Genomic DNA, 24199 nt, shown 5'->3' on the forward strand with positions numbered 1-24199 from the left:
CCGGTCAGCGGGTGTTCAGCGCATAGGCGGTGACTTCGAGTGCGGTCTCGACGACCGTGTAGCCCGGGGTCCGCCACTCCCCGGAGGGGGCGGCGGTCGGGTCGGGCGCGCCCGGTTGCGCGGGCGCCACGACCGTACCGGGGGACTGCTCGCTGACCTCGTGCGTTGCGGAGTTCATGCCGGTTCCAGCCTTCCTTCGGGAGCGTGGCGGGGTGTCGCGGGCCGGTGTGGAGGTGCGGGCGGGGGACGGGAGCAGCGGGCGGGGCTGCGGTGTGGCGAGCGGCGGCGGCCGGCCCGGCGCCGCTGCCGAGCACCGTGGAACGCCGCAAGGGAGCGGAGGGAGAAGGGAGAGGGCGGTCGGTGCGTCAACGGCACCGGGCGCGCCGGCGGTTGCCGGATCGTCGACCAGAGTGCGTGGTGGTGGCCGGTGTGGCTGTGCAGATTGCAGAATCCTCAGCCGGGTCGGCACGGTCAAGGGCGGCGCGGAAAATTGGTCCGACCTGTGGACGCCTCACACAGCCATCCGGACGCTCCGCCGGCCCACCCCCTGTGACCGGCCACCACCCACGCGGACAACAACGGGGGCGGCGGGCCCGGTTCGGAGATGGCGTTCCGGGTCGACGTGTACTAGGCCGTGCCCACTCGCCCGTACGCTCAATGCCTCATCACTCAGGGGCAGTTGTCGGGTGCCGGTCGGTCCGCGAAGCGGTCGGCGAGCCAGTCGGCGGCCGGCGCGGCGCCGACGATCGCGCCGAGCACGTGCTCGCCGAGCGGTATCGAGGTCCACTGGACGCGGGCGCCCCGGGCGCACCAGTCGGCGCGCAGCCGCTTGCCGACGGCGTACGGGATCAGTTCGTCGGCCGTGCCGTGGTAGAGGTACACGGGCGCGTCCGGGGTCCGGGTGCCGAGCGTGGACTCGCGCAGCCGGGCCTGCCAGTCCGGCTGGTCCAGCGGGTTGCGGACGGTCACGTCGGAGATCCTCTTGAAGAGCCCGGCGGCGACGTCGGCGACGACGCAGTTCTCGCGCAGGAAGGCGACATAGCGCCGGCCCCGGTCGTTGAGGTACTTCGCCAGGTCCAGCTCGGGGAAGGCGGCGTTCTGACCGATGGCGGCCATCAGGATCAGCCCGGCGCCGACGTTGCCGTTGTTGGCGTCCGCGACCTTGCGCAGGTCGGCCGGGACGCCGCCGGTCGCGGTGCCCCTGACCTTGAGTTCGGGCGCGTAGGTCCGGTGCAGTTCGGCGGCCCAGCTGGTGGCCTGGCCGCCCTGGGAGTAGCCCATGATGCCGACCGGGGAGTCCTGGGTGACGCCGGCGGCGGCCGCTTCGGGGAGCCGCTCGGCGGCCCGGGCGGCGTCCAGGACGGCCTGCCCCTCGGCGCGCCCGACCGTGTAGGTGTGGTCGCCGGGGGTGCCCAGCCCCTCGTAGTCGGTGACCGCGACCGCCCAGCCGCGGGCGGTGAGCTGCTGGATGAGGTTGGCCTCCATGGTGGTGCCCTTGGGGAAGCCGGCCGAGGGGGCGCAGGAGTCGGCGAGGCCGACGGTGCCGACCGCGTAGGTGACGAGCGGGCGCGGGCCCGTGCGGCCGTCGTCGGGCACGATCACGGTGCCGGAGACGGTGTTGGGGGTGCCCTTGGCGGAGGTGGAGCGATAGGTGAGGTGCCAGGCGCGGGTACCGGTCGGCTGGCCGGGCAGCGGATGGAACGCGGTGGGGGTGGCGGTGACGATGTCGCCGGGGCGGCCGGCCGCGGTGCGTGGCGGGTCCGCGGCGGCGGCGCCGACGGTGCCGAGCGACAGGGCCAGCGCTGCGGCGGTGCCCAGGGCGGTGGCGCGACGGTGCATGCGGCTCTCCCAACTGTCCTGTGGGCCGGGGTGGTTGGGCCGACCGTAGTGATGTGCGCGGGGGCGGGCGCTGACCGGAACGCTCACTTTTGCTGGCCGCGCGGAACGGGCGGGCCGGACGGGCCGGACGGCGGGGCTTCGCCGGGCCGTGGGGTGGCGCCGGCCATTCGGTAGGCGCCGGGGGTGGTGCCGGTCCAGCGGCGGAAGGCGCGGTGGAAGGCGGTGTCCTCGGAGAAGCCGATCCGGGCCGCGAGTGCGGCGATCGGCTCCCGCCCGGCGGTCAGCGCGGTGAGTGCGGCGTCCCGGCGCACCGTGTCCTTCAGCCGCTGGTACGAGGTGCCCTCGGCACGCAGCCGGCGCCGCAGCGTCGCCGGGCTGACCGCCAGCCGGGCCGCGATCTCACCGGCCTCCGGCAGCCGCGCCGGCGCCGGGGACCGCAGCGCCTGGGCGAGGCTGCGGCGCACCTGCTCGGCGACGGTGGTGCCGTAGTCGCGGCGGCCCAGCAGGTCGGCCGGGGCCCGCCGCAGCAGCGCGGCCAGCGCGGGCTGGTCCCGGACGACCGGCGCGGTGAGCCAGTGGGCGTCCCAGCCGGCCGCGGTGTACGGGGCGCCGAAGTGGACCGGGCAGCCGAACAGGGCCGGGTACTCGTCGGCGTGCGCGGGGGCCGGGTGGGCGAACTGGGCCCAGTGCAGCGGGATCCGACGCCCGATCAGCCAGCCGGCGAGCCGGTGCCAGATGAGCAGCAGGCAAGCGGCGAGAAAGGCGGCCTCATCGTGCCGGTGCAGTGCGCTGCGGACGGTGAGGACGGCCGGCCCGTCGTCCGGGCGGAGCGCCACGGCCAGGTCGGGGCCGCCGGGGAAGAGCCGGTAGAAGCGGGTGGCCCGGTCAAGGGCGGAACCGAGGTCCGGGCAGCCCAGGCAGGCGTGGCACATCATGGCGAAGGTGCCGCGGCGGCTGGGGACCGGGCCCAGGCCCAGGAACTCGTCGTCGGTGGCCTGGTGCAGGGCCCGGATCAGCCGGGTGAACTGTTCCGCGGTGACCCGGGCCCGGTCGTCGGCGAGCAGCAGCGGCGGGATCCCGGCGCCCTGGAGCAGCGGCGCGGTGTCGATCCCGAGCCGCCGCGCCCCGCCCAGCGCCGCCCGTACGTGGTGCACCGCGATCGTCAACCCGCTCATGCCGAGAGCTCGCTCCGCCCGCCCCCCGCATGCGCCCGGCGCGCACCTGCCGATGATTCGCTCGCTCCGCTCGCTCATGGCCGCACCGTAGCGGTGGCGGGCGCAGAGGTCAGCGGTCGTGACGCCGCCGGTCGGCGGGGCCGGTGCGGGCGGCCCCGCCGATGGGTGCGACCGCCGGCTCAGCAGATCCGCGGCAGCTGCTCCCCCAGGGGCAGGTCCACCACCCGTGTGCCGCCGAGCGGGGTGCGGGCCACCACCATGCCGGGGTGGGCGGCGACCGCCTCGCCGATCACCGCGGCGCCGGCGCCCAAGGGGTGGGCGCGCATCGCGTCCAGCACGGCGTCGGCGTGCTCACGGGGGACGAACGCCACCAGCTTGCCCTCGTTGGCGACGTACATCGGATCGAGGCCGAGGATGGCGCAGGCGTTGGCGACGGCCGGGGGGACGGGGACGGCGCGCTCGTCGATGACCACGCCGGTGGCGGAGGCGGTGGCGATCTCGTTGAGCGCGGCGGCCAGTCCGCCGCGGGTGGGGTCGCGCAGCACGTGCAGTTCGGGGGTGACCGCGAGCATCGTCTGGACGAGACCGCCGAGGGCCGCGCAGTCGCTCTCGATCTCCACGCCGAACTCCAGGCCCTCGCGGACGCTCATGATGGCCACGCCGTGCATGCCGATGTCGCCGCTGACGATCACCACGTCGCCGGGCACCACCCGCTGCGGCCGCAGATCGACGCCGGGCGGGATCACCCCGATGCCGGCGGTGTTGAGGTAGACCCCGTCGCCGCGGCCGGCCTCGACGACCTTGGTGTCGCCGGTGGCCACCTCCACGCCGGCGGCCCGGGCCGCGGCGCCCATCGCGTCGGCGACCCCGGCGACCACCGGCATCTCCACGCCCTCCTCCAGGATGAAACCGCAGGAGAGGTAGGCGGCCCGTGCGCCGCTCATGGCGAGGTCGTTGACGGTGCCGTTGACCGCGAGGTCGCCGATGCAGCCGCCGGGGAAGAACAGCGGGCGGACGACGTAGGAGTCGGTGGAGAAGGCCAGGCGCTGTCCGCCGAGCGCGAAGACCGCGGAGTCGCCGAGCTGGGCGAGGAGTTCACCGCCGAAGGCGGGCACGAAGATCTGCTGGACGAGTTCGGCGGAGAGCGCCCCGCCCCCGCCGTGCCCCATCACGACGCGCGGGGTCTCTCGCAGCGGGGCGGGGCAGGTCCAGCCGGTGATGTCGACGGTGGGCAGGTCGCGGGGGCCCTGCGCGGTAGTGGGGGTCTGCGAGGTGGTGTCAGACAACGGGGGTCGCCTCCAAGGGGATCGGCGTGCTGCCGAGCCGGCGGTACAGGTAGTAGGCGGCGCAGGCGCCCTCGCTGGAGACCATGGTGGCGCCGAGCGGGGTGCGCGGGGTGCAGGTGGTGCCGAACGCCTCGCACTCGTGGGGTTTGATCAGCCCCTGCAGGACCTCGCCGCTGCGGCAGGCGGCGGGCTCGCGGGTGGTGATGCCCCCGACCGAGAAGCGGTGTTCGGCGTCGTGGTCGCGGTAGCGGTCGGAGAGCCGCCAGCCGCTGGCGGGGATGGTGCCGATGCCGCGCCAGCTGCGGTCGGTGACCTCGAAGACGTCGGCCAGCATGGCCCGCGCGGCCGGGTTGCCGTCGGGGCGGACGGCGCGCGGATAGGCGTTGTCCACGGTGTGCTCGCCGCGTTCCAGCTGGCGGACGGTGCGGCGGATGCCCTCCAGGATGTCCAGCGGCTCGAAGCCGGTGACGACGATCGGCACCCGGAAGCGGTCGGCCAGTGCGGGGTACTCGTCGGTGCCCATCACGCTGCACACATGGCCGGCGGCCAGGAATCCCTGGACCCGGCAGCTCGACGAGGTCATGATCGCCTCGATCGCGGGCGGCACCCGGACGTGCGAGACCAGCATGCTGAAGTTGCCGATGCCCAGTTTGCGGGCCTGATAGACCGTCATGGCATTGGGCGGGGCGGTGGTCTCGAAGCCGATGCCGAAGAACACCACCTCGCGGTGCGGGTTCTGCTGGGCGATCTTCAGGGCGTCGAGCGGCGAGTAGACCACGCGGACGTCGCCGCCCTCGCCGCGCACCCGGAACAGGTCGCGGTCGGTGCCCGGGACGCGGAGCATGTCGCCGAACGAGCAGAAGATCACCTCGGGGCGGGCGGCGATCTCCAGCGCCTGGTCGATGACCGCCAGCGGGGTGACGCACACCGGGCAGCCCGGCCCGTGGATCAACTCGACCTCCTCGGGGAGGAGTTGGTCGATGCCGTGCCGGATGATGGTGTGCGTCTGGCCGCCGCAGACCTCCATCAGTGCCCAGGGTCGGGTCACCGTGGCGCGGATCTCGCCGAGCAGCCGCCGGGCCAGCTCCGGGTTCTGGAACTCGTCGAGGTACTTCACTTCCGCGCCTCCTGTGCCTGCATCGCTTCCTCGGCGGCCGCCGCTTCCCACGGGTCACCGAACTCCTCCTGGAGCAGGCCGAGTTCCTCGAAGAGCTCCAGGGTCCGCCGGGCCGACTCCTCGTCGAGGCGCTGCAGCGCGAAGCCCACATGGACGATCGCGTAGTCGCCGACCACGAGGTCCGGCACGTATTCCAGGCACACCTCCTTGACCACGCCGCCGAAGTCGACGGTGGCCATCCGGGTGCCGTCCCGTTCCTCGATCTCCATCACTTTGCCGGGCACCGCCAGGCACATGGCTCCTCCTCGTCGTACGGGTGCGGGTGCGGGGACATACAGGGGGCTACGCGCCGCGCCTCCGGGCCGCGACCAGCAGCTGACCGAGCGCCAGTCCGCCGTCGTTGGGCGGGACCAGGCGGTGCCGCAGCACGGTGAAGCCGTCCTGGCGCAGCATCCGGGCGGCGGTCTCGGCGAGCAGGGTGTTGACGAACACCCCGCCGGTCAGCGCCACGGTCGACAGGCCGGTGCGCTCCCTGGCCAGTCCGCAGCAGCGCCGGACCAGCCCGGCGACCGCGGCGTGGAAGCGGGCCGCGACCGGCGCCGGGCCGGCGCCGGCCCGCACGTCCTCGGTGACCGCGGCGAGCACGGGGGCGGGGTCGGCGACCAGCGCCGCCCCGCCGTCGCCCGGGGTGCCGGTGCGCAGCCCGAAGGTGTAGCCGGGGCCGCGGTCGTCCCCGGCGGCGCGGGCGGCGGCCTCCAGCGCGGCGGCGGCCTGCGCCTCGTATCCGACGCGGTGGCAGATCCCGGCGAGCGAGGACACCGCGTCGAAGAGCCGGCCCATGCTGGAGGTCGGCGCGCAGTTGAGGTTGCGTTCCAACTGACGTGCCAGCAGCTGAAGTTCGTCGGGCGGGCAGGCGGTGACCGGCGGTAGGTCGGGGGTCCAGGGGAGGCCCGCGGCGTGCAGATGGGCCAGGGCCATCCGGTAGGGCCGGCGTACGGCACTGTCGCCGCCGGGCTGCGGGACGTAGCCGAGCTGGGCGAAGCGACGGTATCCGGCGTAGTCGGCGAGGAGGACCTCGCCGCCCCAGACCGCACCGTCGTCGCCGTAGCCGGTGCCGTCGAAGGCGACGCCGATCACCGGCCGGCGGCCGTCCAGGCCGTGTTCGGCCATGGCGGAGGCGATGTGCGCATGGTGGTGCTGGACCCGGACCAGGGGACGACCGTGGGTGTGCCGGTGGGCCCACTGGCCGGTGCGGTAGCCGGGGTGCCGGTCGGTGGCCAGCAGCCGGGGCCGGACCCCGGTGAGGTTCGCCAGGTGCTCGGCGGCCCGCTCGAACGCCAGCTGGGTGGCGAGGTCGTCCATGTCGCCGATGTGCGCGGACAGCCAGGCCCGGTGCCCCTCCCCCAGGCACAGCACGGTCTTCAGGTCGCCGCCGGTGGCCAGCGCGGGCCGGACCGACACCGGCAGCGGCACCGGGTACGGGGCGCAGCCGCGCGAGCGCCGGACGTACAGCGGTGCGCCGTCGCTGATCCGGGCCACCGAGTCGTCGCACGGGACCTGGATCGCCCGGTCGTGGGCCAGCCAGGCATCGGCCAGGTGCGCCAGCCGCACCAGGGCGTCCGCGTCGTCCGTGACGAGCGGGTCGCCGGAGACGTTGCCGCTGGTCATCACCAGCAGCCGGGGGCCCTGGGGGTCGCCCGGCAGGCCGAACAGGAGGTGGTGCAGCGGGGTGTAGGGGAGCATCAGCCCCAGGTCGGGGCAGCCGGGGGCGACGTGGTCGGAGAGCGCCGGGGCCCCCGGTGCGGGCCCGCCGGGCCGCCGGCGCAGCAGCACGATCGGCCGCACCGGCCCGGTGAGCAGCGCCCGCTCCTCCGCACCGATCTCCACCAGCCCTTCCACATCTGCGAGTTGACGGACCATCAGAGCGAATGGCTTGTCGCCACGGGCCTTCCGCCGGCGCAACTCGGCCACCGCGCGGTCGTCCTGGGCGTCGCACACCAGGTGGTAGCCGCCCAGTCCCTTGACGGCGACGATCGCGCCCTCGGCGAGCAGCCGCCGGGCGCCGGCCACCGGGTCGCCGGGCAGCGGACGCGGCGGGCCGTCGGGCCCGTCCGGGCCGTGGGCCAGCAGCCGCAGCCGGGGCCCGCAGTCATGGCAGGCGACCGGCTGGGCGTGGAACCGCCGGTCGGCCGGGTCCGCGTACTCGGCCGCGCAGCGCGGGCACATCGGGAAGTCGGCCATCGTGGTCTGCGCCCGGTCGTAGGGCAGCGCGCGGACGATGGTGAAGCGCGGCCCGCAGTGCGTGCAGGTGACGAAGGGGTGCCGGTAGCGGCGGTCGGCGGGGTCGGTCAGTTCGGCCAGGCAGGCGTCACAGGTGGCGGCGTCCGGCGCGACCAGGGTGCGGGCCGGGCCACCGGTGCGGGAGGGGAGGATGGCGAAGCCGGTGCCGCCGGTGACCGCGATGTCCTGGCCGTCCACCGCCTCCACGACCGCCAGCGGCGGCGCCTCGGCGCGCAGCCGCGCACCGAACCGGTGCAGCGCGCCCGGCGGGCCCTCGACCTCGGCGACGACACCTTCGCCGGTGTTGCTGACGTGACCGGCCAGCCCCAGTTCGGTGGCGAGTCCGTGCACGAACGGGCGGAAGCCGACGCCCTGGACGATGCCGCGCACGACGATCCGGTGGCGGGCGGGGGCGGCCCCGGGGGCCTCGGCACGACGCACGGTGCCCGCCGCTCCCGCGCGGGAGTCCTCCCCCGTGCCCGGGGACGCCCCCTCGTCGAGGGACGTCGACGGCTCGGGGGAGGGTGCGGGAGCGGTGCCGGCACCGGGCCGCCCGACGGTCATGAGCGGCTCGACCCCACGGTGTCGCGGTGGCCGACCCGGTCCGCCGACGCGTCGTGCACATGGTGGGACTGACGGGTCATCACCGGGATGTGCGCCGGCCCGCCCTCCCGCGCCGCCAGGGCCCGGTCCAGCAGCACCCCGACGCCCTCACACGCGCGCACCGAGGTGCGGACGACCTCGGCGCCGGGGTTGACCCGTTCCACGTTGGCCCGGAACGCCGCCTCGTCGAAGTCCACCGCCGCGGCGATGTCGGTCTTGGTGATCAGGACCAGGTGGGCCAGCCCGAAGGCGGTGGGGTACTTCAGCGGCTTGTCCTCGCCCTCGGTCACCGAGGCCAGCACCACCCGCAGGGTCTCCCCCAGGTCGTAGGAGGCGGGGCAGACGAGGTTGCCGACGTTCTCGACGAACAGCAGCCGGGTCCCGGCGGGGAGCCAACCGTCCAGGTGCCCGCCGAGCATCTCGGCCTCCAGGTGGCACAGCCCGTCGGTGAGCACCTGTTTGACGGGGACTCCGGAGCGGGCCAGCCGCACCGCGTCGTTCTCGGTGGCCAGGTCGGCGGTGAGCGCCGCGACCGGCACCCCGCGTTCCCGCGCCCGCGTCAACTCCCGTTCCAGCAGGGCGGTCTTGCCGCTGCCCGGGCTGGAGAGCAGATTGACGACCGCGGTGCCGCGGCCGGCCAGTTCCTCGCGCAGGGTGTGCGCACAGGCGTCGTTCTTGGCGAGCACCGCCTGCTGCAGATCAAGGACACGGCACATGGGATCAGCGCTCCTCGTGCGTCGGTGTGGGTACCGGGGCGTCGTGCCAGCTGACGTCGGCGATCCGCAGTTCGCGGCCGGAGAGCAGCTCCACACGGGCCCCGCCGCACCCGGGGCAGCTCAGGCGCGGCGGCATGCCCGCCGGCCAGGTCCGGTCGCAGGCGGCGCAGCGGGCGCGGGCCGCGATCGGTTCGGTGATCAGCTCGGCGCCGGCCAGGACCGTGCCCTCGCAGGCGAGCTGGAAGGAGAAGGAAAGGGCGTCGGGGACCACGCCGGCCAGTTCGCCGATCTGGAGCCGGACGCTGCTGACCGCGGCCGCGCCAGCGGGCCGTACCGCGCTCTCCACCTGGTCGATGACCGCCAGCGCGATGGACATCTCGTGCATCGGTCCGTCTCTTTCGGGTGTGACGACCGGTTGCCGCTGGCTTCATTAGACGGCGCTGCACCGGGGCGTTCGGGGTGCCTCGCCGGGGCGGCGCGGCGGCATACACCGTTCGGTGCAGCGCGCCCGCCGCCGGTTGGGGAGCCCGCGTCACATGGCGCGCATCCGCAGATAGCGCTTGAGGTCGGGCAGGTTGCGCAGGGCGAGCGCGAGGGCGGCGGCCAGGGCGCCGCCGAGGGCGAGCTTCAGCATGGTGTCGTGTTCCTCTCACTGGTGGCGGTCGGGGCGCCGGTGGGGGCCGGCGCCGGCTCCTGCGCGCCGACCAGCCGCAGCACGAGCCGGACGGCCTCGTCGACGGCGGCGGCGACGGGGGTGCTCAGGCCGATTCCCTCTTCGGTGTCGGCGGGTTCGCAGCCGACGACCAGGACGCGTTCCGGGCGCCGGGCGCCGGTGCCCGCGCTGAGCGTGTCGAGCAGCGCCAGGACGGCGTCGGGCGTCATGTGGTGGGCGTCGAGCGGGGTGTTCTCCGGGCGGGCGGCGGCGTCGGCGGGGTCGGTGGCGTCCAGGAGGTAGAGCGAGCCGGGCTCGCCGCCGCGCGCCGCGGCGTCCACCAGCAGCACCGTCCGGTAGTCGTCCAGCATCCGGTAGGCGAGGTGGACGCCGCGGACGCCGGCGTCGACCAGTTCCACTCCGTCGGGGAGGGCGTGCGCACCGAGCGCGCGGACGGTCTCGACGCCGAAGCCGTCGTCGCCGAGGAAGATGTTGCCGACGCCCGCGATCAGCGTGCGGCCCGGCGGGAGGGGGCGGGGCGGGGCGCTGCTCACTCGTCCTCCAGGGGCGCGAGTTCGTCGGGTTGGAAGTAGAGGAACCGGCCCTGTTCGCGCCGGATGTCGGCGCCCGGGTCGCCCTCGACGGTCACCGCGAGGTGCACCCCGCCGTCCACGTCGTGCAGCACGGCCTCGACACGCGCGGCGCGCCCGTGCAGGAAGAGGTCCTGGGCGTCGGTGCGGCGGCGCCCGGGGCGCAGTTCCACCCTGCTGCCGGCGCCGATCGAGCGGCCGTCGATGCTGATCCGGTCGCTGAGCGGATCCACGTCGCGGTCGCCGCCCGGGTCCCACCAGGGGGTGTCCGGGCGGGCCGGTGCCGGCTCCGGGCCGGTGACCTCGCGCAGCGCCCGTACGGCGCCGTGCAGCCGCTCCAGCACCTCGGGGGGCATCCCGTCGGCGAGGTCGATCACCTCGGCGGCCCGCGGGTCGGTGCCGCGGGCCTCGCGCTTCTCCTGGTCGGTGAGGGTCGCCGTGCGGAGGGCGAGGATCTCGTCGATCTCCAGGGCGTCGTAGAGCGCGCCGGGGCTCTCGGGGGCGATGGCCGGGTGGTCCTCCAGGATGATCGGGGCGGACAGCATCACCTCGGCGCTGCCGGGCGGGCCGGCCAGCACCGGCCAGGTGTGCTCGTTGCGGCAGCCGGCGACCGCGCCCCGGGCCCATTCGGGCGGGTCGGTCTGGGAGAGGAACCGGCCGGCGCTCAGGCCGAGGAGGAGGTGGGCGGCGACCAGCGAGCGGGGCAGCGCCGCGTCCCGGTCGTCCGCCGCCGGGTCCGGGGCCCAGCCGCTGGTGTTCTCGACCGTCGCGGTCAGTCTCAGCACCGCGTACGGGCCGTCGATCTCCTGCGCGGTCAGCCGGAGCACCCCGCGGATCTCCTCGCGGCGGCGCACCAGCCGGCCCACCGGCAGCCCGTCGGCGTCGTGCACCGGCTCGGTCTCCTCGCCGGCGGGCCGGGTGAACGGGACGGTGACGCCGTCACCGACCAACTCGGCCACCGGGACGTCGACCGGGCAGCGCTCCTCGATGCCCTCGTCCCAGGGGACCAGCACCCGGTCCGGCAGCTCCAGCTCGGCGACGGTGGTGAACTCCCCGTCGGGGCACTGGCGTTGGACGGTACGCCGCTGGGTGCGCAGAAAGCGCAACTCGGCGGTGAGCCGGGCTCCGGCGCGCGGTTCCATGAGGCATTCGGTGCGCTGGTGGGAGTGTTCGGCGTGGTCGGCGCCCCAGCCGGGCGGCACCAGGACGCCGAACTGCCAGCGCAGCCGGTTCTTGGCGGCGGACGCCCGGTAGGGGTACAGGACGTAGCCCTCGAACAGCACGGCGTCCGCGACCTGCCGGGCGGTGGCGAAGCGTTCCGCGAGCGTGTCGGTGGGCGCCGGCGTCGTCACGGTGCGGTCCTCTCGGTGGCGGGGCGGGCGACGGCGGGGAAGCCGCGTGGTCCGGGTGCGGCGCCGTCCGCGGCGGCCAGCAGCGCCTGGACGGTGGCTTCCCAGGACGGCAGGGCGTGCCGGGACCGGAACGCCAGCAGCGCGTCCAGGCTCTCCTTGGGGAGGCGCAGCCAGCCGCAGCCGGGGAAGTGGGTGTCGGTCATCTCCCGCCACACGGCGGCCGGGAGCCGGCACTCGGCCTCCTTGTGCCAGGGCACCGGGAAGACCTGGAAACCGCTCGGGCCGGCGAAGACGGTGCCGGAGAAGAGCAGCAGCAACGGCACCTCGCCGTCGCGCAGGGCGTGCATGTAGCGGCCGGCGGCCACCTCCAGGTCGTAGCTGCACGGGACCGGCAGGTCCACCTCGGTCTCGCCGGTGAAGCCGGGGACGACGAGGGAGACCTGCGCGAACTGGAGGGGTTTGAGGGTGCTGCCCCAGCGGGACCGCACGCCGAAGAGGTCGGCCAGCGCGGCGGCCTCCTCGGGGTCGTAGTCGCGCCGGGCCGGTTCGATGCGGAGCTGGCAGCGCAGCGCCAGGGCGTGCACCCGGGCGTCCTCGGCGGCGGTGATCCGCAGGCGGAAGAGGAGGGTGGGGGCGGCGGCGTAGCGGTCGGCGCGGACGCCGGTACAGACGAAGGACAGCTCGGTCACGGCCGTCGGGCCTCCTCGTGCGGTTCCCGGGCCCGCCGGGCGACGTCGGCGAAGAAGTCCGCGAGGGCGGCGCGGGCCTCGGCCCCGCCGTCGAAGCCCCGCCACAACATCCGCAGCCGGCCGGTGAGTTCGTAGGCGAGATCGACCGGGATCAGGTGGCACTCGATCCGGTCCTCGGTGCGGCGCAGCAGCAGGGCCTCCACGTCGGGGGCGAGGAGCCCGGCGAGTCGGGTGGCGTCGTGGACGGCCTGCCAGGCGGAGGGTTCCAACTCGCTCTCGGTGGCGCCGGCCGGACTGGGGTAGAGCGCCACCGCCCGGCCCAGCGCGGTGTTGTCCAGCAGGAACGCGACGCCGACGGGGATCCGGAGCCGGTCCCAGACCGCGTCGTCCAGGCGGTGGTCGGAGTCGGACAGGAAACGGTCCGGGACGGTGCGGAACTGCCCGCCGGCGGCGCCGGCCCGCTCGAAGAGCAGCGCGCAGGGCGGGCAGGCGCAGGCCAGCCCGCGGTTCCTGGTGTCGACCAGGTGGCGGTGGCGGCCGGCGAGTTCGATGCCGCACAGTTCGCAGCGTTCGGGCGGTGGGGGCGCGGGGGCCCGGAAGCGCCGCAGGCCACGGTGGGCGGCGGCGGTCGGCGGCGGCGCGCTCACGACACCGGGGCGGCGGTCGGCGGGCGGCGCGAGATCTGGAGCAGCGGGAGTTCCGGCGCGGCGCGACGGGTCTCCCACGCGACCGAGGTCACCTCCGGCGCGAAGCAGGACAACGCGCCCTCCACCGCCGGCCGGTCGACCGCGCCGCCGCATCCGCAGCCGCCGGATCCGCTCTCCGCCAGCCGCAGTTCCCCGTTCTCCGGGGCGAACTCCGCGACCTCGACCGCGTCCTGGCTCCGTACGCTCGCCAGCGCCCGGTCGATGCGGGCGGCGGTGTCGTCCGGATGCAGGTCGTGCAGCACCAGCAGGCTGCTGACCAGGGCGTCGCCCAGCAGCGCGGCCCGTGGCCCGTCGGCGCCGGTGCGCCGCTCGACGAGGTGCATGATGCGGGCCAGTCCGGCGCCGTAGAAGTCCATCAGGACCCGGACGAGTTCCTCGGCGGTCGCGGCCGTCGCGGCGTCGCCGTGTTCGACGAGTCGGTCCAGCAGTTCCTCGACCCGGCGGCCGGTCAGCTCGGCGTCGGGGGCGGCGACGGGCGCGGTCATCCGGCGAGTCCGCTCAGCCCGGTGGGGACGTGCATGGTCTCGACGGTCCGGCCGCCGACGTACATGTGGACGCCGCACGGCAGGCAGGGGTCGAAGCTGCGCACCGCCCGCATGATGTCGATGCCCTTGAAGTTCTCCGGGGTGTTCTCCTCGAAGATCGGGGTGTTCTGGACGGCGTCCTCGTACGGGCCGGGGGTGCCGTAGGTGTCGCGGGTGCTGGCGTTCCAGGGCGTCGGCGGATAGGGGTGGTAGTTGGCGATCTTCCCGTCGCGGATGACCATGTGGTGGGAGAGGACGCCGCGCACCGCCTCGGTGAAGCCGCAGCCGATGGACTCGTCGGGCACCTCGAACTTCTCCCACGTCTGGGTGCGTCCGGCGCGGACCTCCTCCAGCCCCTGCTCGGCGAAGTGCAGCGCCATGGCCGCCGAGTACGCCTGGAAGTAGGTGCGGGCGCGGTTGCGCTCCAGCGCGTTGCTCCACTTCGGGATCTTCCACTCGAAGCGGGCCTCGGGCCGGGTCATGCTGCGCGGCAGGTCGATGACGACGCTGTTGCCGGTGGCCTTGACGTAGGGGGTGTCGACGAGGCCGGAGAGGGCGGTCGACCACAGGCGGGCGATCGGGCCACCACCGGTGTCCAGGGCCAGGTGCTCCTTGCCGTCGAACCAGCGCGGCGACATCACCCAGCTGTACTTGTCGTCGAAGTCGCGCTTCTGCGGGGCGGGGATGGTGTGCTGGTTCCAGGGGTGGCGGGCGTCGACGGGGTTGCCGAGCGGGTCGTGGGTGACGAACTTCTCCTGCCCCTCCCAGTCCTGGTAGTAGGAGCTGCCGAGCAGGATGCGGATGCCGAGGTTGATCTCGGTGAGGTCGTTGGTGACCAGCTTCCCGTCGACGATGATGCCGGGGGTGACGAACATCCTGCGACCCCAGTCCGACATGTTGCGGTAGGTGAAGTCGCAGTGCTCGGGGTCGTTGAGGGCGCCCCAGCAGCCGAGCAGGACCCGCCGCCGGCCGACCTCCTCGTAGCCGGGCAGCGCCTCGTAGAAGAAGTCGAAGAGGTCGTCGTGGAGCGGCACCACGCGCTTCATGAACTCGACGTAGCGCATCAGCCGGCTGAGGTAGTCGGTGAAGAGCTGGACGCTGGCGATGGTGCCGACGCCGCCCGGGTAGAGCGTGGAGGGGTGCACATGGCGGCCCTCCATCAGGCAGAACATCTCCCGGGTGTAGCGGCTGACCTGGAGCGCCTCGCGGTAGAACTCACCCTCGATGGGGTTGAGCGAGGTCATGATGTCGGCGATGGTGCGGTAGCCGTGGTCGCCGGCGTGCGGGGCCTCGGTGCGCTGGGCGAGCTCCCAGACGCCCGGGTTGGTCTCGCGGACCATCTTCTCGCAGTAGTCGACCCCGACCAGGTTCTCCTGGAAGATGTTGTGGTCGAACATGTACTCCGCGGACTCGCCGAGGTTGATGATCCACTCGCCCAGGTGCGGGGGCTTCACCCCGTAGGCCATGTTCTGGGTGTAGACGGAACAGGTGGCGTGGTTGTCGCCGCAGATCCCGCAGATCCGGCTGGTGATGAAGTGCGCGTCGCGCGGGTCCTTGCCGCGCATGAAGACGCTGTAGCCGCGGAAGACCGACGAGGTGCTGTAGCACTCGGCGACCCGCTTCTGCTTGAAGTCGATCTTGGTGTGGATGCCCAGACTGCCCACGATCCGGGTGATCGGGTCCCAGGACATCTCCGTCAGACCGCTGCCGTCGCCGGCCGTCTTGGTCTTCGCTGCCATTGTCTGTGCCATGCCCTTCTTCGCTTGCCGAGGTGGGGATCTGACGGAGCGTCGGGTCAGGGTGGGGTCACCAGGGCCGGCGGTAGCCGGTGGTCAGCTTCTCGCCGCGGTGCCGCCACTTGGGCTCGTGGTCCACGGTCCGGGCCGTGATGCCGCGCAGCCGGCGGACGACGTTGCCGTACGCGGTACTGGCGGTGCTGGAGAGCTTGGCGCCGGGCGGCTCGTCCATGAACGGCATGAACTTGTCGGGGAAGCCGGGCATGGTGCAGGCGATGCAGACCCCGCCGACGTTGGGGCAGCCGCCGATGCCGTCCATCCAGCCCCGCTTGGGCACATTGCATTTGACCACGGGACCCCAGCAGCCGACCTTCACCAGGCACTTGGGCGAGTCGTACGTGGTGGCGAACTGGCCCTGCTCGTAGTAGCCGGCCCGGTCGCAGCCCTCGTGGACGGTCTCACCGAAGAGCCACGTGGGCCGCAGTTGGTCGTCCAGCGGGATCATCGGGGCCGCGCCGGCGGCCTGGTAGAGCAGGTAGACCAGGGTCTCGGCGAAGTTGTCCGGCTTGATCGGACAGCCCGGGACGCACACGATCGGGATCCCGGCCTTGGACTTCCAGTCCCAGCCCAGGTAGTCGGGCACACCCATGGCGCCGGTCGGGTTGCCGGCCATGGCGTGGATGCCGCCGTACGTGGCGCAGGTGCCGATGGCGACGACGGCGAGCGCCTTGGGGGCCAGTCGGTCGATCCACTCACTGGTGGTGATCGGCTGCCCGGTCTCGGGGTCGTCGCCGAAGCCGCACCAATAACCTTCGGGCTTGATCGCCTCGTTGGGGATGGACCCCTCGATGACCAGCACGAACGGGTCGATCTCACCGCGCTCGCCCTTGAAGAACCACTCGATGAAGGTGTCCGCGCCCTGCACCGGACCGCATTCGAAGTCGATCAGCGGCCAGTGGACCTGGACCTTGGGCAGGCCCGGCAGCACGCTGAGCGCGATCTCCTCGATGCTCGGCTGGGTCGCGGCGGTCAGCGCCACCGAGTCGCCGTCGCAGCTCAGTCCGGCGTTGATCCAGAGGACGTGGATCGGGGGCTCGTCGTCCTTCTTGGCGGCCGGGGCGGCCCCGGTCGCGGTGGCAGGTGCGGCATCCATGGCGTTACGCCTCCTCGGCGAGGTGGGCAGCGGAAGCGCTCGGCACGACTTCCGTCCACCTTGGTAACACCGCCCGGGAGCCGACGAGAGCCGACAGGGGCCGTTCCGGTGACGCACCGGCACCGGAACGGCCCCATGGCCCGAGGAGGGTCCGCCGTCAGGACGGCACACCGACCTCCACGGCGGTGACCGTGAACGTGCCGCCGCACACCCGCAGCCCACCGCTGTTGGTGGTCATGGACTCCTTGGAGCCGGGCGGGTAGACGAAGACGATCTGCGAGTCCTTCCAGCAGGGGATGTCCGAGACGCCGTCGTTGACGGTGTGCAGCACGGCGTGCGCACTCTGCCCGGGCTGGAGCCGCACGCTGCCGCCGGCGCCGCCCTCGCGGGAGGCGGGCGTGCCGACCGCCGAGCCGTCACGCTGGATCAGCGAGACGCCGGGGTAGCCGCGCAGCGAGCACGCCTTCTTGCCCTTGTTGGTGAAGACCAGCGGGACCCGGATGTTGCCCGCGCCGACATCGGTGCGGCCCAGGCGCAGCGACATGTTCTCCGCGGTGCAGCGGTCCGAGGCCGTCATGGCCGAGGGGTTGGCCTGGCTGGCGCTGGGGACGCCGGAGGTACCCGCGGAGGGCTTGGCCACGCTGGACGGCCGGGCGGCGTTCCCGGCGGACTGCGGGCTACCACCGGTCGACGGCGCGCCCTGCGCCCGGCTCGCGCTGGAGGTGGCGGGCGCGGCGGCCGACGAGGACTGGGACGACGCACTGTCCGTGCCGTTCTGGCAGGCGGAGAGCGTCAACGCGGTGACGGCGATCAGCGATCCGGCGGCGACACGGCGGCCGCGGCCGAGGGTCTTGATGGTGAGCGACATGAGTCCCCCTCGTCTGGTAGGTGGGTACCCTCGTGAATGTGGGTGCGTACGGTCCGTCCGTTGCTCTTCCAGCGTGCTCCCGGGCACTGCCGGTCCGCTAACGAGGCACTAACACCCCGCTAACGAGGCCGCGCGCCCGGTACGGCGCTGCCCCGGCGGCCTGTGTGACCAGCCGGAACTCCGGTGTGCCGCCCAGGCTCGCAGAAATCTCTGCGGTTGCGGACGCGGCACTACGAGGTTCGGCCGTTTCAGCCTTCCTCCGCACCGCCCCCGGAAGACCCCTTCCGCCCCAGGTGCCCCGTGCGATGGGCCCATGCCCCTGGTAAGTGCGCAGGGCCGGGCCCCGGGCGTCGATGCTGGTGAGGCCCCGGTGCGCCCGGGGCGGACCGGTGGTCCGCACTCGACCGAAATCCCACCATAGGGAGTAGAAGAGACGCTTCCCTTGACGCCGGGGTTGCACGAGAACGGCACTTTTCGGCCGCCGGAGCCCGGTTCGCGGCTCAGACCGGCCCGGGGCGATCGACCCTCGCCCGCACCGCCCGGTTGACAGCCGCCAGGACGGCCCGTATCGACGCGGTCAGCACGGAGGTGTCCTGGCCCGCGCCCCAGGCGGTGTCCCCGTCGATCCGGCAGCGGACGTAGGCGACGGCGGCGCTGTCCGGCCCGGTGGCGGTGGCGTGCTCGGCGTAGGCGGTGATGTCCACGGGGTGGCCGGCCGCGGCCAGGGCGTCGGCGAACGCGGCCAGCGGCCCGTTGCCGCGCCCCTGGTACGTCCGCAGGTCCGCCCCGGTGCCCAGTTCGCAGCGGACCACGTGCTCCCCCGGCGTCGGCTCGCCGGCGCTCCAGGCGCCGAGGGTCAGCGGGCCGTCCACGCCCGGGGCGAGGTAGCTGTTGCGGAACAGCTCCCACAGGTCCTTCGGGGTGAGTTCCCGCCCGCTGTCGTCGGTCGCGCGCTGCACGGTGCGGGAGAACTCCGGCCGCAGGTCCCCGGGCAGGTCCAGCCCGTAGTGGGCGTGCAGGAGGTGGGCGATCCCGCCCTTGCCCGACTGGCTGTTGACACGGATCACCGCCTCGTAGCCGCGGCCGAGGTCGGCCGGGTCGACGGGCAGGTACGGCACGTCCCACGGCGCCTCGGCCTCGGGGACGCCCAACTCGGCGGCGCGCCGGGCGTGGTGGGCGAACCCCTTGCCGATGGCGTCCTGGTGGGTGCCGGAGAAGGCGGTGTGGACGAGGTCGCCGGCGTAGGGGTGGCGGGGGTGGACGGGCAGCCGGATGCAGTCCTCGACGGTGCGGCGGACGGTGTCCAGGTCGGAGAAGTCCAGCATCGGGTCGACGCCCTGGGTGTACAGGTTGAGGGCCAGAGTGACCAGATCGACGTTCCCGGTCCGCTCGCCGTTGCCGAACAGGCAGCCCTCGATGCGCTGCGCTCCCGCGAGCAGGCCGAGCTCGGCGCAGGCCACGCCGGTACCGCGGTCGTTGTGCGGGTGCAGGGAGAGGATCACCGCGTCCCGGCGGGCCAAGTGCCGGTGCATATAGGCGATCTGGTCCGCGTACACATTGGGCGTGGCGATCTCGACGGTGGCCGGGAGGTTGTGCGTCACCGGGCGGTCCGGGGCGGCGTCCCAGAGCGCGGTCAGCCCGTTGCAGATCTCCAGCACCAGATCGGGTTCGGTCAGATTGAAGACCTCGGGCGAGAACTGGAACCGGATGTCGGCGTGCGGACGGGCGTCGGCCAGCCGCGCCATCAGCGTCGCGGCGTCCCGGACCATGGCGTGCACCTCGTCCCGCGTGCGGCCGAGGACCACCTCGCGCCACGTGGGGGCGGTGGCCGTGTAGAGGTGGACGACGGTACGCGGCAGCCCGTCGATCGCCTCGAAGGTCCGCTCGATCAGCTCCTTGCGGGCCGGGGTGAACACCACGACGGTCACGTCGTCGGGGACGGCGCCGCTCTCGGCCAGATGCCGTACGAAGTCGAAGTCGGTGCGGCTCGCGGAGGGATAGGCGACCTCGATCTCCTTGAAGCCCATGGCGACCAGCAGGTCGAACAGCCGGCGCTTGCGCGGGGTGTCCATCGGTTCGGCCAGTGCCTGGTTGCCGTCACGCAGGTCGACCGGCACCCACAGGGGCGCCCGCTCGATCCGGGCGGCGGGCCACTCGCGCTCGGTGTGCGGCACCTCGACCCGCTGGTGGGCGGGCCGGTAGCGGTGGGCCGGCATGGCGCTGCCGCGCTGCGGATTCCAGGCCGGGGCGGTCGCGGGCACCGGCCCGCGGGGCGTGCGGACGGTGGGGAAAGTGCGGGACATCGCGTTCCTTCACAGAAGCCGGAGGGAGAGACCGGCAGCACCGGACCCCGCGGCGGGGTGCCGGTCGTGTCAGGCCCCGCCGCGGCACCCGAGGAGGAGGCCACGCAGCGTCATGGCGGGTACACTAACCATGAATCAACTCCTCAGACAAGCTGAGGAGTTACGAGGACAGGAGAAACGGGATGCCGCTGGAAGCCCTCCGCCCCAGCCCCCTGGTCGAACAGGCCGCGCAACAGCTGCGCGACCAGATCACCGGCGGACACTGGCCGGTGGGCAGCAGGCTCCCGGGCGAGACGACGCTGGCCAAGACCCTCGGCGTCGGCCGCTCGACGGTCCGCGAGGCGCTGCGCGCGCTGGCCGGCGCCGGAATGGTGCAGCCCCGCCAGGGCGCCGGCGTCTTCGTCATCGCCGCCGAACCCACCGAGGACTGGCCGACCCGCCTGCGCCGCGCGGCCGTCGCCGACGTCTATGAGGTGCGCGCGATGGTCGAGGTCCAGGCCGCCCGCGTCGCCGCCGAGCGCCGCACCGAGGCCGATGTCACGGCCCTGTACGCGGCCCTGGAGCGGCGGCGGGCGGACGGCGCCGACGACGCGGCCTTCGTCGACGCGGACATCGCCCTGCACGCGGCGGTGGTGGACGCCGCCCACAACCCCGTACTGACCGACCTCTTCGGCCAGTTCGTCCCCGCCCTGCGCCAGGGCCTGATCGACCTCGTCCGACTGCTCGGCCTGCGCGACCACGACCCGCACCACGGGGACGCCCGCCACACCGCCCTCATCGAGGCCGTGGCCGCCGGAGACGCCGACACCGCCGGCGACGTCCTCCAGTCCGAACTGGCGGAAACCCGGGCGCTCTTGCTGGCGGGGTGCACCGCGGAGGACGGGTGACGCCTCGTCAGAACTGCGCGAACGCCGCCGGAAGCGGTGCCGCCGGCACTGCCTGCGTCGGCACGGCCGTCGGCAGCGACCCTCCGCGTTGACGAGGAATCACCGCGGGCCGGCGCACGCCACGGGCGGCACTCTCAGCGCTCCCGCTGCCCGGCCCCGCCCGGCTGCGCCAACTCCAGGTCCAGTCGCACATCCGCGCCGCCCGCCAGGGATATCGGCGCGGCGTGCGGCGGATAGCCGGCCGCCGAGAGGGTGTAGTGGCGTCCCGCCAGGTCCGCGAAGGCATAGGCGCCGTCCGGCCCGGTGACCGCGTGCCCGGCGACCGTCCCGTCCTGGAGCAGGGTCACGGCGGCGTCCGCCAAGGGATGCCCGTCCGGCCCGCGGACCGTACCGCGCACGGTGGCGGCGGGCCGCAGCCGCACCTCCTGGTGGCGCGTATCGCCCCGGGCATCCGCCCCGGCGCCACCCCCGCCCAACTGGACGGCATGCGCGGTCGGCTGGTGCCCCGGAGCGCTGAACACGAGGGTGTAGGGACCGTCCGGCAGGTGGGCGACCGTCCAGTGCCCGTCGGCTCCGGTCGTCGCGTGCGTCACCACGTCGCCGTGGGCATCGGTGATCACGACGCGCGCTCCGGTCAGCGCCGTCCCTTCCGGGCCACCGAGCACGGTGCCGGCGAGGCGGCTGCCGGTGGGCGTCAGCACCAGGTCCGCCCCGGCCACCGTGCCCTCGCCGGCATGCGCGGCGGAGACGGCCTGCGGGGCGTGGGCCGGGGCGGCGCCGGTCAGGACGTAGGTGCCCGCGGCCGGGGCGGCCAGCGCATAACTGCCGTCGGGCGCGGCCGTGGTGACCCCGGCCTGCTGCCCGTGCCGGTCGATCAGGGTGACCGTGGCGCCCGGCACCGGGTCGCCTGCGGTGTCCACGACCCGCCCCCGGAACCCGACGGCCGGCTCGTCCGCCGCTCCCACAACGGGTGCGCTCCGGCCGGCCGCGTCCGCCGGGACGTCCGCCGCGACCGCGGCGCCGGGACCGGCCGCGCCGGCCCCCTCGGCCGCGCCCGTGCCGGTCTCGTCCGCGCTCTGCGCCGCCGGTGTCGCCCGCGCCCCGGCGGCCTTTCGCTGGGACGGCAGGAAGGCCGCCACCAGCACCCCGAGGGCGACCGCGGCGGTGGCGATCAGGAACGAGACCCGGAAGCCGGCCATCGTGGGCACCGCGACCGGCCCCAGCGGCTCGGACATACGGGCCAGCACCATGCCGATGACGGCGCTGGACACGGACGTGCCGATCGAACGCATCAGGGTGTTCAGGCCGTTGGCCGCGCCGGTCTCGGACGGGTCGACTGCCCCGATGATGAGCGCCGGGAGCGAGGAGTACGCCAGGCCGATGCCCGCGCCGACCACCACCGCGATGATGACCGTCTGCCAGGGAGCCTGCATCAGGCCGATCCCGCCGCCGTAACCGACCCCGATGACCAGCATGCCGAGCAGCAGCGAGACCTTGGGGCCGCGGCGGGCCGCGATCCGTGCGTACAGCGGTGCCACGAACATCATCGTCAGCCCCAGCGGCGCCACGCACAGCCCGGCCACCACCATCGACTGGCCGAGGCCGTAGCCGGTCGACGTGGGCAGCTGGAGCAGCTGCGGCAGCACCAGCGAGATGGCGTAGAACGCCACCCCGACCGTGATGGAGGCGAGGTTGGTCAGCAGCACCTCGCGCCGGGCGGTGGTGCGCAGGTCCACCAGCGGGTCGGTGATCCGCAGTTCCATCACGCCCCACAGCACCAGGATCAGCGCCGCGGCCCCGAACAGGCCGAGGGTGCGGGGCGATCCCCAACCCCACTCGCTCGCCTTGGTGATCGGCAGCAGGAGGGCGACCAGGCCGACCGACAGGCCGAGGGCGCCGGCGACGTCGAAGCGGCCGGGCGCCCGCACCGAGGTCTCCGGGACGACCAGCACGGTGAGCAGCATCGACAGCACGCCGAGCCCGGCGGCGGCGAAGAACAGCGTGTGCCAGTCGGCGTGTTGGGCCACCAGGGCCGCGGCGGGCAGCGCCAGTCCGCCGCCGACGCCGATCGAGGAGCTCATCAGGGCCATGGCCGAGCCGAGCCGCTCCCGGGGCAGTTCATCGCGCATCAGGCCGATGCCGAGGGGTATCGCGCCCATCGCGAAGCCCTGCAGCGCCCGCCCGACGATCATGACGATCAACTGGTCGGTGAAGCCACAGATCAGCGAGCCCACGACCATGACGGCGAGACTCGTCAGCAGCATCCGCCGCTTGCCGTAGAGGTCGCCGAGGCGGCCCATGATGGGGGTGGCGACCGCCCCGGCGAGGAGGGTGGCCGTCATGACCCAGGTGGCGTTGCTGGGCGCGGTGCCGAGCAGGGTCGGCAGGTCCTTGATGACCGGCACGAGCAGCGTCTGCATCACCGCGACGACGATGCCGGCGAAGGCGAGCACCGGGACGATGCCGGCGTGCGTTCCGCGGTGTCCGCCCTTGGCGGGCGGGGGCAGTGGCGGCGCGGCGGCGGAGTCCGCAGCCCCCGCGGGGAGCTGGTCCGTCATCGTCTGGGTCATGCGTGCGGCCTCCAGGGCGGCAGGAGCGAGCGGAGAGGGTGCGCGGCGCGCGAATCAGGGGCGCGGCCCCTTGATACGTGCATGACGAACGATTCAGCTCGGGGGCCTATTCCAAGCCACCCGGCCAGATCTCGGGCTCTGGACGGTGATCTCGCTCACGCCGACCACGCCCGGCCCCTGCCTGCCCCAACTTCCGTACGCGGCCCGCCCCTTCGGGCCCACCGTCCCGTCCATCGCCCCTCCCCCGGTCTCGTTCCGGACACGGGATCCAGTGAACCGCACGCCACTGACAATCGACCGGCCGAGGGATCAAGACTGGGTCAAGAGCGGAGCGCGGGCGGCGGGGCCGCGCCCGGGACGGAACCGACGTATCAGCACACCCGGGGAACTTCCGCCCCGCGACATCCGCACCCCGAGGAGCAGCCGCGGCCCGCTACGGCGCCGCGTTCTGCAGGTCCGCCTCCAGCGCGGCGGCGTGCTCCGCCTCCTCCGCCGCACGCTCCCGGAGCTCCGCATCGAGCCGCGCACCCCGCTCCGGGTCGAGCCTGAGTTTGGCGAGAACGGCCGGCACCGCGATGGTGGGCAGGGTGTGCTCGAAGAAGACCAACAGCCGATGACTGACGTCGTTCTGGTCGGTGAACGCCTTGGACATCATCTGAAGCCCGGCGAAGGCACCGACGAACAGCTCTGCCGTGTCCCGCACGTTGACGCTCTCCAGGACTTCGCCCCGCGCCTTGGCCTCCCTGAGCAGCCCCTCGACGAACGTGGTCCACGCCGACATCGACTGCTTGCGATCGAGCTGGTTGGCACCCGGCTCGATGGCGAGACGGGCGGCGCCGCGCTGGATCGGATCGTGTCGCAGCCGGCACGCCAGGATCTGCCCGGCGTCCACGAACTCCTGGAGTTTGATCGGCTGCGGCAGCACCGCGATATCGAGCACCTGCTCGTGCAGCACGGCGAGCGCAAGATCTTCTTTGGAGGGAAAGTGGAAATACAGGGCACCCTTCGTCACGCCGGCGCGCGAGAGAATCTCAGCGATCGTCGCGCGGTCGAAACCGTGTTCATCGAAGACCGCCGCGGCGGTTTCCAAGATCACTCGTCGCGTCTTGATTGCGCGGTCCTGACGTGCCACAGAGCGCCTCCTGTCTGTCA

Annotated in this window: 22 protein-coding genes; 1 reads left to right on the plus strand and 21 read right to left on the minus strand. The window is 73.7% G+C overall.

Going from position 1 to position 24199, the window contains the following annotated elements:
- Nucleotides 1-4 precede the first annotated feature (4 nt).
- From pqqA to leuA, 19 genes are all read right to left on the minus strand, one after another.
- Nucleotides 5-178, minus strand: a complete 174-nt coding sequence (pqqA, locus tag SNOUR_RS04945) for a pyrroloquinoline quinone precursor peptide PqqA (RefSeq protein WP_067344177.1) — start codon at nucleotides 176-178, stop codon at nucleotides 5-7.
- A gap of 491 nt (nucleotides 179-669) precedes the next feature.
- Nucleotides 670-1839, minus strand: a complete 1170-nt coding sequence (locus tag SNOUR_RS04950; protein ID WP_067344178.1) for a lipase family protein — start codon at nucleotides 1837-1839, stop codon at nucleotides 670-672.
- Between the two features lie 83 nt (nucleotides 1840-1922).
- Nucleotides 1923-3014 carry an AraC family transcriptional regulator gene (locus tag SNOUR_RS04955; RefSeq protein ID WP_067344180.1) on the minus strand — a complete coding sequence of 364 codons (1092 nt, stop codon included), beginning with the start codon at nucleotides 3012-3014 and terminating at the stop codon, nucleotides 1923-1925.
- A 179-nt stretch (nucleotides 3015-3193) separates the two neighbouring features.
- On the minus strand, nucleotides 3194-4300 hold the full coding sequence (gene hypE / locus SNOUR_RS04960; protein ID WP_067344182.1) for a hydrogenase expression/formation protein HypE: 1107 nt from the start codon (nucleotides 4298-4300) through the stop codon (nucleotides 3194-3196).
- The gene (hypD, locus tag SNOUR_RS04965) at nucleotides 4293-5417 is read right to left on the minus strand and encodes a hydrogenase formation protein HypD (RefSeq protein ID WP_067344183.1); all 1125 of its coding nucleotides are present in this window, start codon (nucleotides 5415-5417) and stop codon (nucleotides 4293-4295) included. The genes hypE and hypD overlap by 8 nt, the downstream gene beginning before the upstream one ends.
- Complete coding sequence (locus SNOUR_RS04970; RefSeq protein WP_067344185.1) at nucleotides 5414-5713, minus strand: HypC/HybG/HupF family hydrogenase formation chaperone; 300 nt, start codon at nucleotides 5711-5713, stop codon at nucleotides 5414-5416. The genes hypD and SNOUR_RS04970 overlap by 4 nt, the downstream gene beginning before the upstream one ends.
- 46 nt (nucleotides 5714-5759) lie before the next feature.
- Nucleotides 5760-8261 (minus strand): carbamoyltransferase HypF, encoded by a 2502-nt coding sequence (hypF, locus tag SNOUR_RS04975; protein ID WP_079142218.1) that lies wholly within the window; start codon nucleotides 8259-8261, stop codon nucleotides 5760-5762.
- Nucleotides 8258-9016 (minus strand): hydrogenase nickel incorporation protein HypB, encoded by a 759-nt coding sequence (gene hypB / locus SNOUR_RS04980; protein ID WP_067344187.1) that lies wholly within the window; start codon nucleotides 9014-9016, stop codon nucleotides 8258-8260. Before hypB ends, hypF begins: the two co-directional genes overlap by 4 nt.
- Before the next feature lie 4 nt (nucleotides 9017-9020).
- Nucleotides 9021-9401 carry a hydrogenase maturation nickel metallochaperone HypA/HybF gene (locus SNOUR_RS04985; RefSeq protein WP_067344189.1) on the minus strand — a complete coding sequence of 127 codons (381 nt, stop codon included), beginning with the start codon at nucleotides 9399-9401 and terminating at the stop codon, nucleotides 9021-9023.
- A 147-nt stretch (nucleotides 9402-9548) separates the two neighbouring features.
- Nucleotides 9549-9650, minus strand: a complete 102-nt coding sequence (locus SNOUR_RS49180; protein WP_018537742.1) for a DUF6893 family small protein — start codon at nucleotides 9648-9650, stop codon at nucleotides 9549-9551.
- Nucleotides 9644-10222: a hydrogenase maturation protease gene (locus SNOUR_RS04990; RefSeq protein WP_067344190.1), complete on the minus strand. Its 579-nt coding sequence runs from the start codon at nucleotides 10220-10222 to the stop codon at nucleotides 9644-9646. Before SNOUR_RS04990 ends, SNOUR_RS49180 begins: the two co-directional genes overlap by 7 nt.
- The gene (locus SNOUR_RS04995; RefSeq protein WP_067344192.1) at nucleotides 10219-11610 is read right to left on the minus strand and encodes a hypothetical protein; all 1392 of its coding nucleotides are present in this window, start codon (nucleotides 11608-11610) and stop codon (nucleotides 10219-10221) included. Before SNOUR_RS04995 ends, SNOUR_RS04990 begins: the two co-directional genes overlap by 4 nt.
- A complete protein-coding gene (locus tag SNOUR_RS05000; RefSeq protein ID WP_067344193.1) occupies nucleotides 11607-12299 on the minus strand; it encodes a DUF6084 family protein in 693 nt (230 codons plus the stop codon). The genes SNOUR_RS04995 and SNOUR_RS05000 overlap by 4 nt, the downstream gene beginning before the upstream one ends.
- Complete coding sequence (locus SNOUR_RS05005; RefSeq protein ID WP_067344195.1) at nucleotides 12296-12946, minus strand: DUF5947 family protein; 651 nt, start codon at nucleotides 12944-12946, stop codon at nucleotides 12296-12298. The genes SNOUR_RS05000 and SNOUR_RS05005 overlap by 4 nt, the downstream gene beginning before the upstream one ends.
- Complete coding sequence (locus SNOUR_RS05010; protein ID WP_067344196.1) at nucleotides 12943-13491, minus strand: NifU-related iron-sulfur-binding protein; 549 nt, start codon at nucleotides 13489-13491, stop codon at nucleotides 12943-12945. Before SNOUR_RS05010 ends, SNOUR_RS05005 begins: the two co-directional genes overlap by 4 nt.
- A complete protein-coding gene (locus tag SNOUR_RS05015) occupies nucleotides 13488-15269 on the minus strand; it encodes a nickel-dependent hydrogenase large subunit (protein WP_067344198.1) in 1782 nt (593 codons plus the stop codon). Before SNOUR_RS05015 ends, SNOUR_RS05010 begins: the two co-directional genes overlap by 4 nt.
- A gap of 67 nt (nucleotides 15270-15336) precedes the next feature.
- A complete protein-coding gene (locus SNOUR_RS05020; protein WP_067344200.1) occupies nucleotides 15337-16419 on the minus strand; it encodes an NADH-quinone oxidoreductase subunit B family protein in 1083 nt (360 codons plus the stop codon).
- A 157-nt stretch (nucleotides 16420-16576) separates the two neighbouring features.
- Complete coding sequence (locus tag SNOUR_RS05025) at nucleotides 16577-17287, minus strand: DUF4232 domain-containing protein (protein ID WP_067344202.1); 711 nt, start codon at nucleotides 17285-17287, stop codon at nucleotides 16577-16579.
- Nucleotides 17288-17787: 500 nt separating this feature from the next.
- Nucleotides 17788-19590, minus strand: a complete 1803-nt coding sequence (gene leuA / locus SNOUR_RS05030; protein WP_067344203.1) for a 2-isopropylmalate synthase — start codon at nucleotides 19588-19590, stop codon at nucleotides 17788-17790.
- Between the two features lie 182 nt (nucleotides 19591-19772).
- Between leuA and SNOUR_RS05035 the strand changes: the two genes are divergently transcribed.
- Nucleotides 19773-20477, plus strand: coding sequence for a FadR/GntR family transcriptional regulator (locus tag SNOUR_RS05035; protein ID WP_067344205.1), 705 nt, complete (start codon nucleotides 19773-19775; stop codon nucleotides 20475-20477).
- 134 nt (nucleotides 20478-20611) lie between these two features.
- Here the strand turns inward: SNOUR_RS05035 and SNOUR_RS05040 are convergent, their stop codons facing one another.
- Nucleotides 20612-23047 (minus strand): MFS transporter, encoded by a 2436-nt coding sequence (locus SNOUR_RS05040; protein ID WP_067344207.1) that lies wholly within the window; start codon nucleotides 23045-23047, stop codon nucleotides 20612-20614.
- A gap of 433 nt (nucleotides 23048-23480) precedes the next feature.
- Nucleotides 23481-24179: a ScbR family autoregulator-binding transcription factor gene (locus SNOUR_RS05045; RefSeq protein ID WP_067344208.1), complete on the minus strand. Its 699-nt coding sequence runs from the start codon at nucleotides 24177-24179 to the stop codon at nucleotides 23481-23483.
- Nucleotides 24180-24199: the final 20 nt, after the last annotated feature.

The organism is Streptomyces noursei ATCC 11455 (genome assembly GCF_001704275.1).
GTDB classification, from domain to species: domain Bacteria; phylum Actinomycetota; class Actinomycetes; order Streptomycetales; family Streptomycetaceae; genus Streptomyces; species Streptomyces noursei.

Excerpts from the sequence above, each read along its gene's own strand:
- SNOUR_RS05025 (WP_067344202.1), bottom strand. The coding sequence starts at position 17,287 with ATGTCGCTCACCATCAAGACCCTCGGCCGCGGCCGCCGTGTCGCCGCC.
- SNOUR_RS05010 (WP_067344196.1), bottom strand. The coding sequence starts at position 13,491 with ATGACCGCGCCCGTCGCCGCCCCCGACGCCGAGCTGACCGGCCGCCGG.
- pqqA (WP_067344177.1), bottom strand. The coding sequence starts at position 178 with ATGAACTCCGCAACGCACGAGGTCAGCGAGCAGTCCCCCGGTACGGTC.
- SNOUR_RS04955 (WP_067344180.1), bottom strand. The coding sequence starts at position 3,014 with ATGAGCGGGTTGACGATCGCGGTGCACCACGTACGGGCGGCGCTGGGC.
- SNOUR_RS49180 (WP_018537742.1), bottom strand. The coding sequence starts at position 9,650 with ATGCTGAAGCTCGCCCTCGGCGGCGCCCTGGCCGCCGCCCTCGCGCTC.
- SNOUR_RS05015 (WP_067344198.1), bottom strand. The coding sequence starts at position 15,269 with ATGGCAGCGAAGACCAAGACGGCCGGCGACGGCAGCGGTCTGACGGAG.
- leuA (WP_067344203.1), bottom strand. The coding sequence starts at position 19,590 with ATGTCCCGCACTTTCCCCACCGTCCGCACGCCCCGCGGGCCGGTGCCC.
- SNOUR_RS05040 (WP_067344207.1), bottom strand. The coding sequence starts at position 23,047 with ATGACCCAGACGATGACGGACCAGCTCCCCGCGGGGGCTGCGGACTCC.
- hypF (WP_079142218.1), bottom strand. The coding sequence starts at position 8,261 with ATGACCGTCGGGCGGCCCGGTGCCGGCACCGCTCCCGCACCCTCCCCC.
- SNOUR_RS04970 (WP_067344185.1), bottom strand. The coding sequence starts at position 5,713 with ATGTGCCTGGCGGTGCCCGGCAAAGTGATGGAGATCGAGGAACGGGAC.
- SNOUR_RS05020 (WP_067344200.1), bottom strand. The coding sequence starts at position 16,419 with ATGGATGCCGCACCTGCCACCGCGACCGGGGCCGCCCCGGCCGCCAAG.
- SNOUR_RS04950 (WP_067344178.1), bottom strand. The coding sequence starts at position 1,839 with ATGCACCGTCGCGCCACCGCCCTGGGCACCGCCGCAGCGCTGGCCCTG.
- hypB (WP_067344187.1), bottom strand. The coding sequence starts at position 9,016 with ATGTGCCGTGTCCTTGATCTGCAGCAGGCGGTGCTCGCCAAGAACGAC.
- SNOUR_RS05035 (WP_067344205.1), top strand. The coding sequence starts at position 19,773 with ATGCCGCTGGAAGCCCTCCGCCCCAGCCCCCTGGTCGAACAGGCCGCG.
- SNOUR_RS04985 (WP_067344189.1), bottom strand. The coding sequence starts at position 9,401 with ATGCACGAGATGTCCATCGCGCTGGCGGTCATCGACCAGGTGGAGAGC.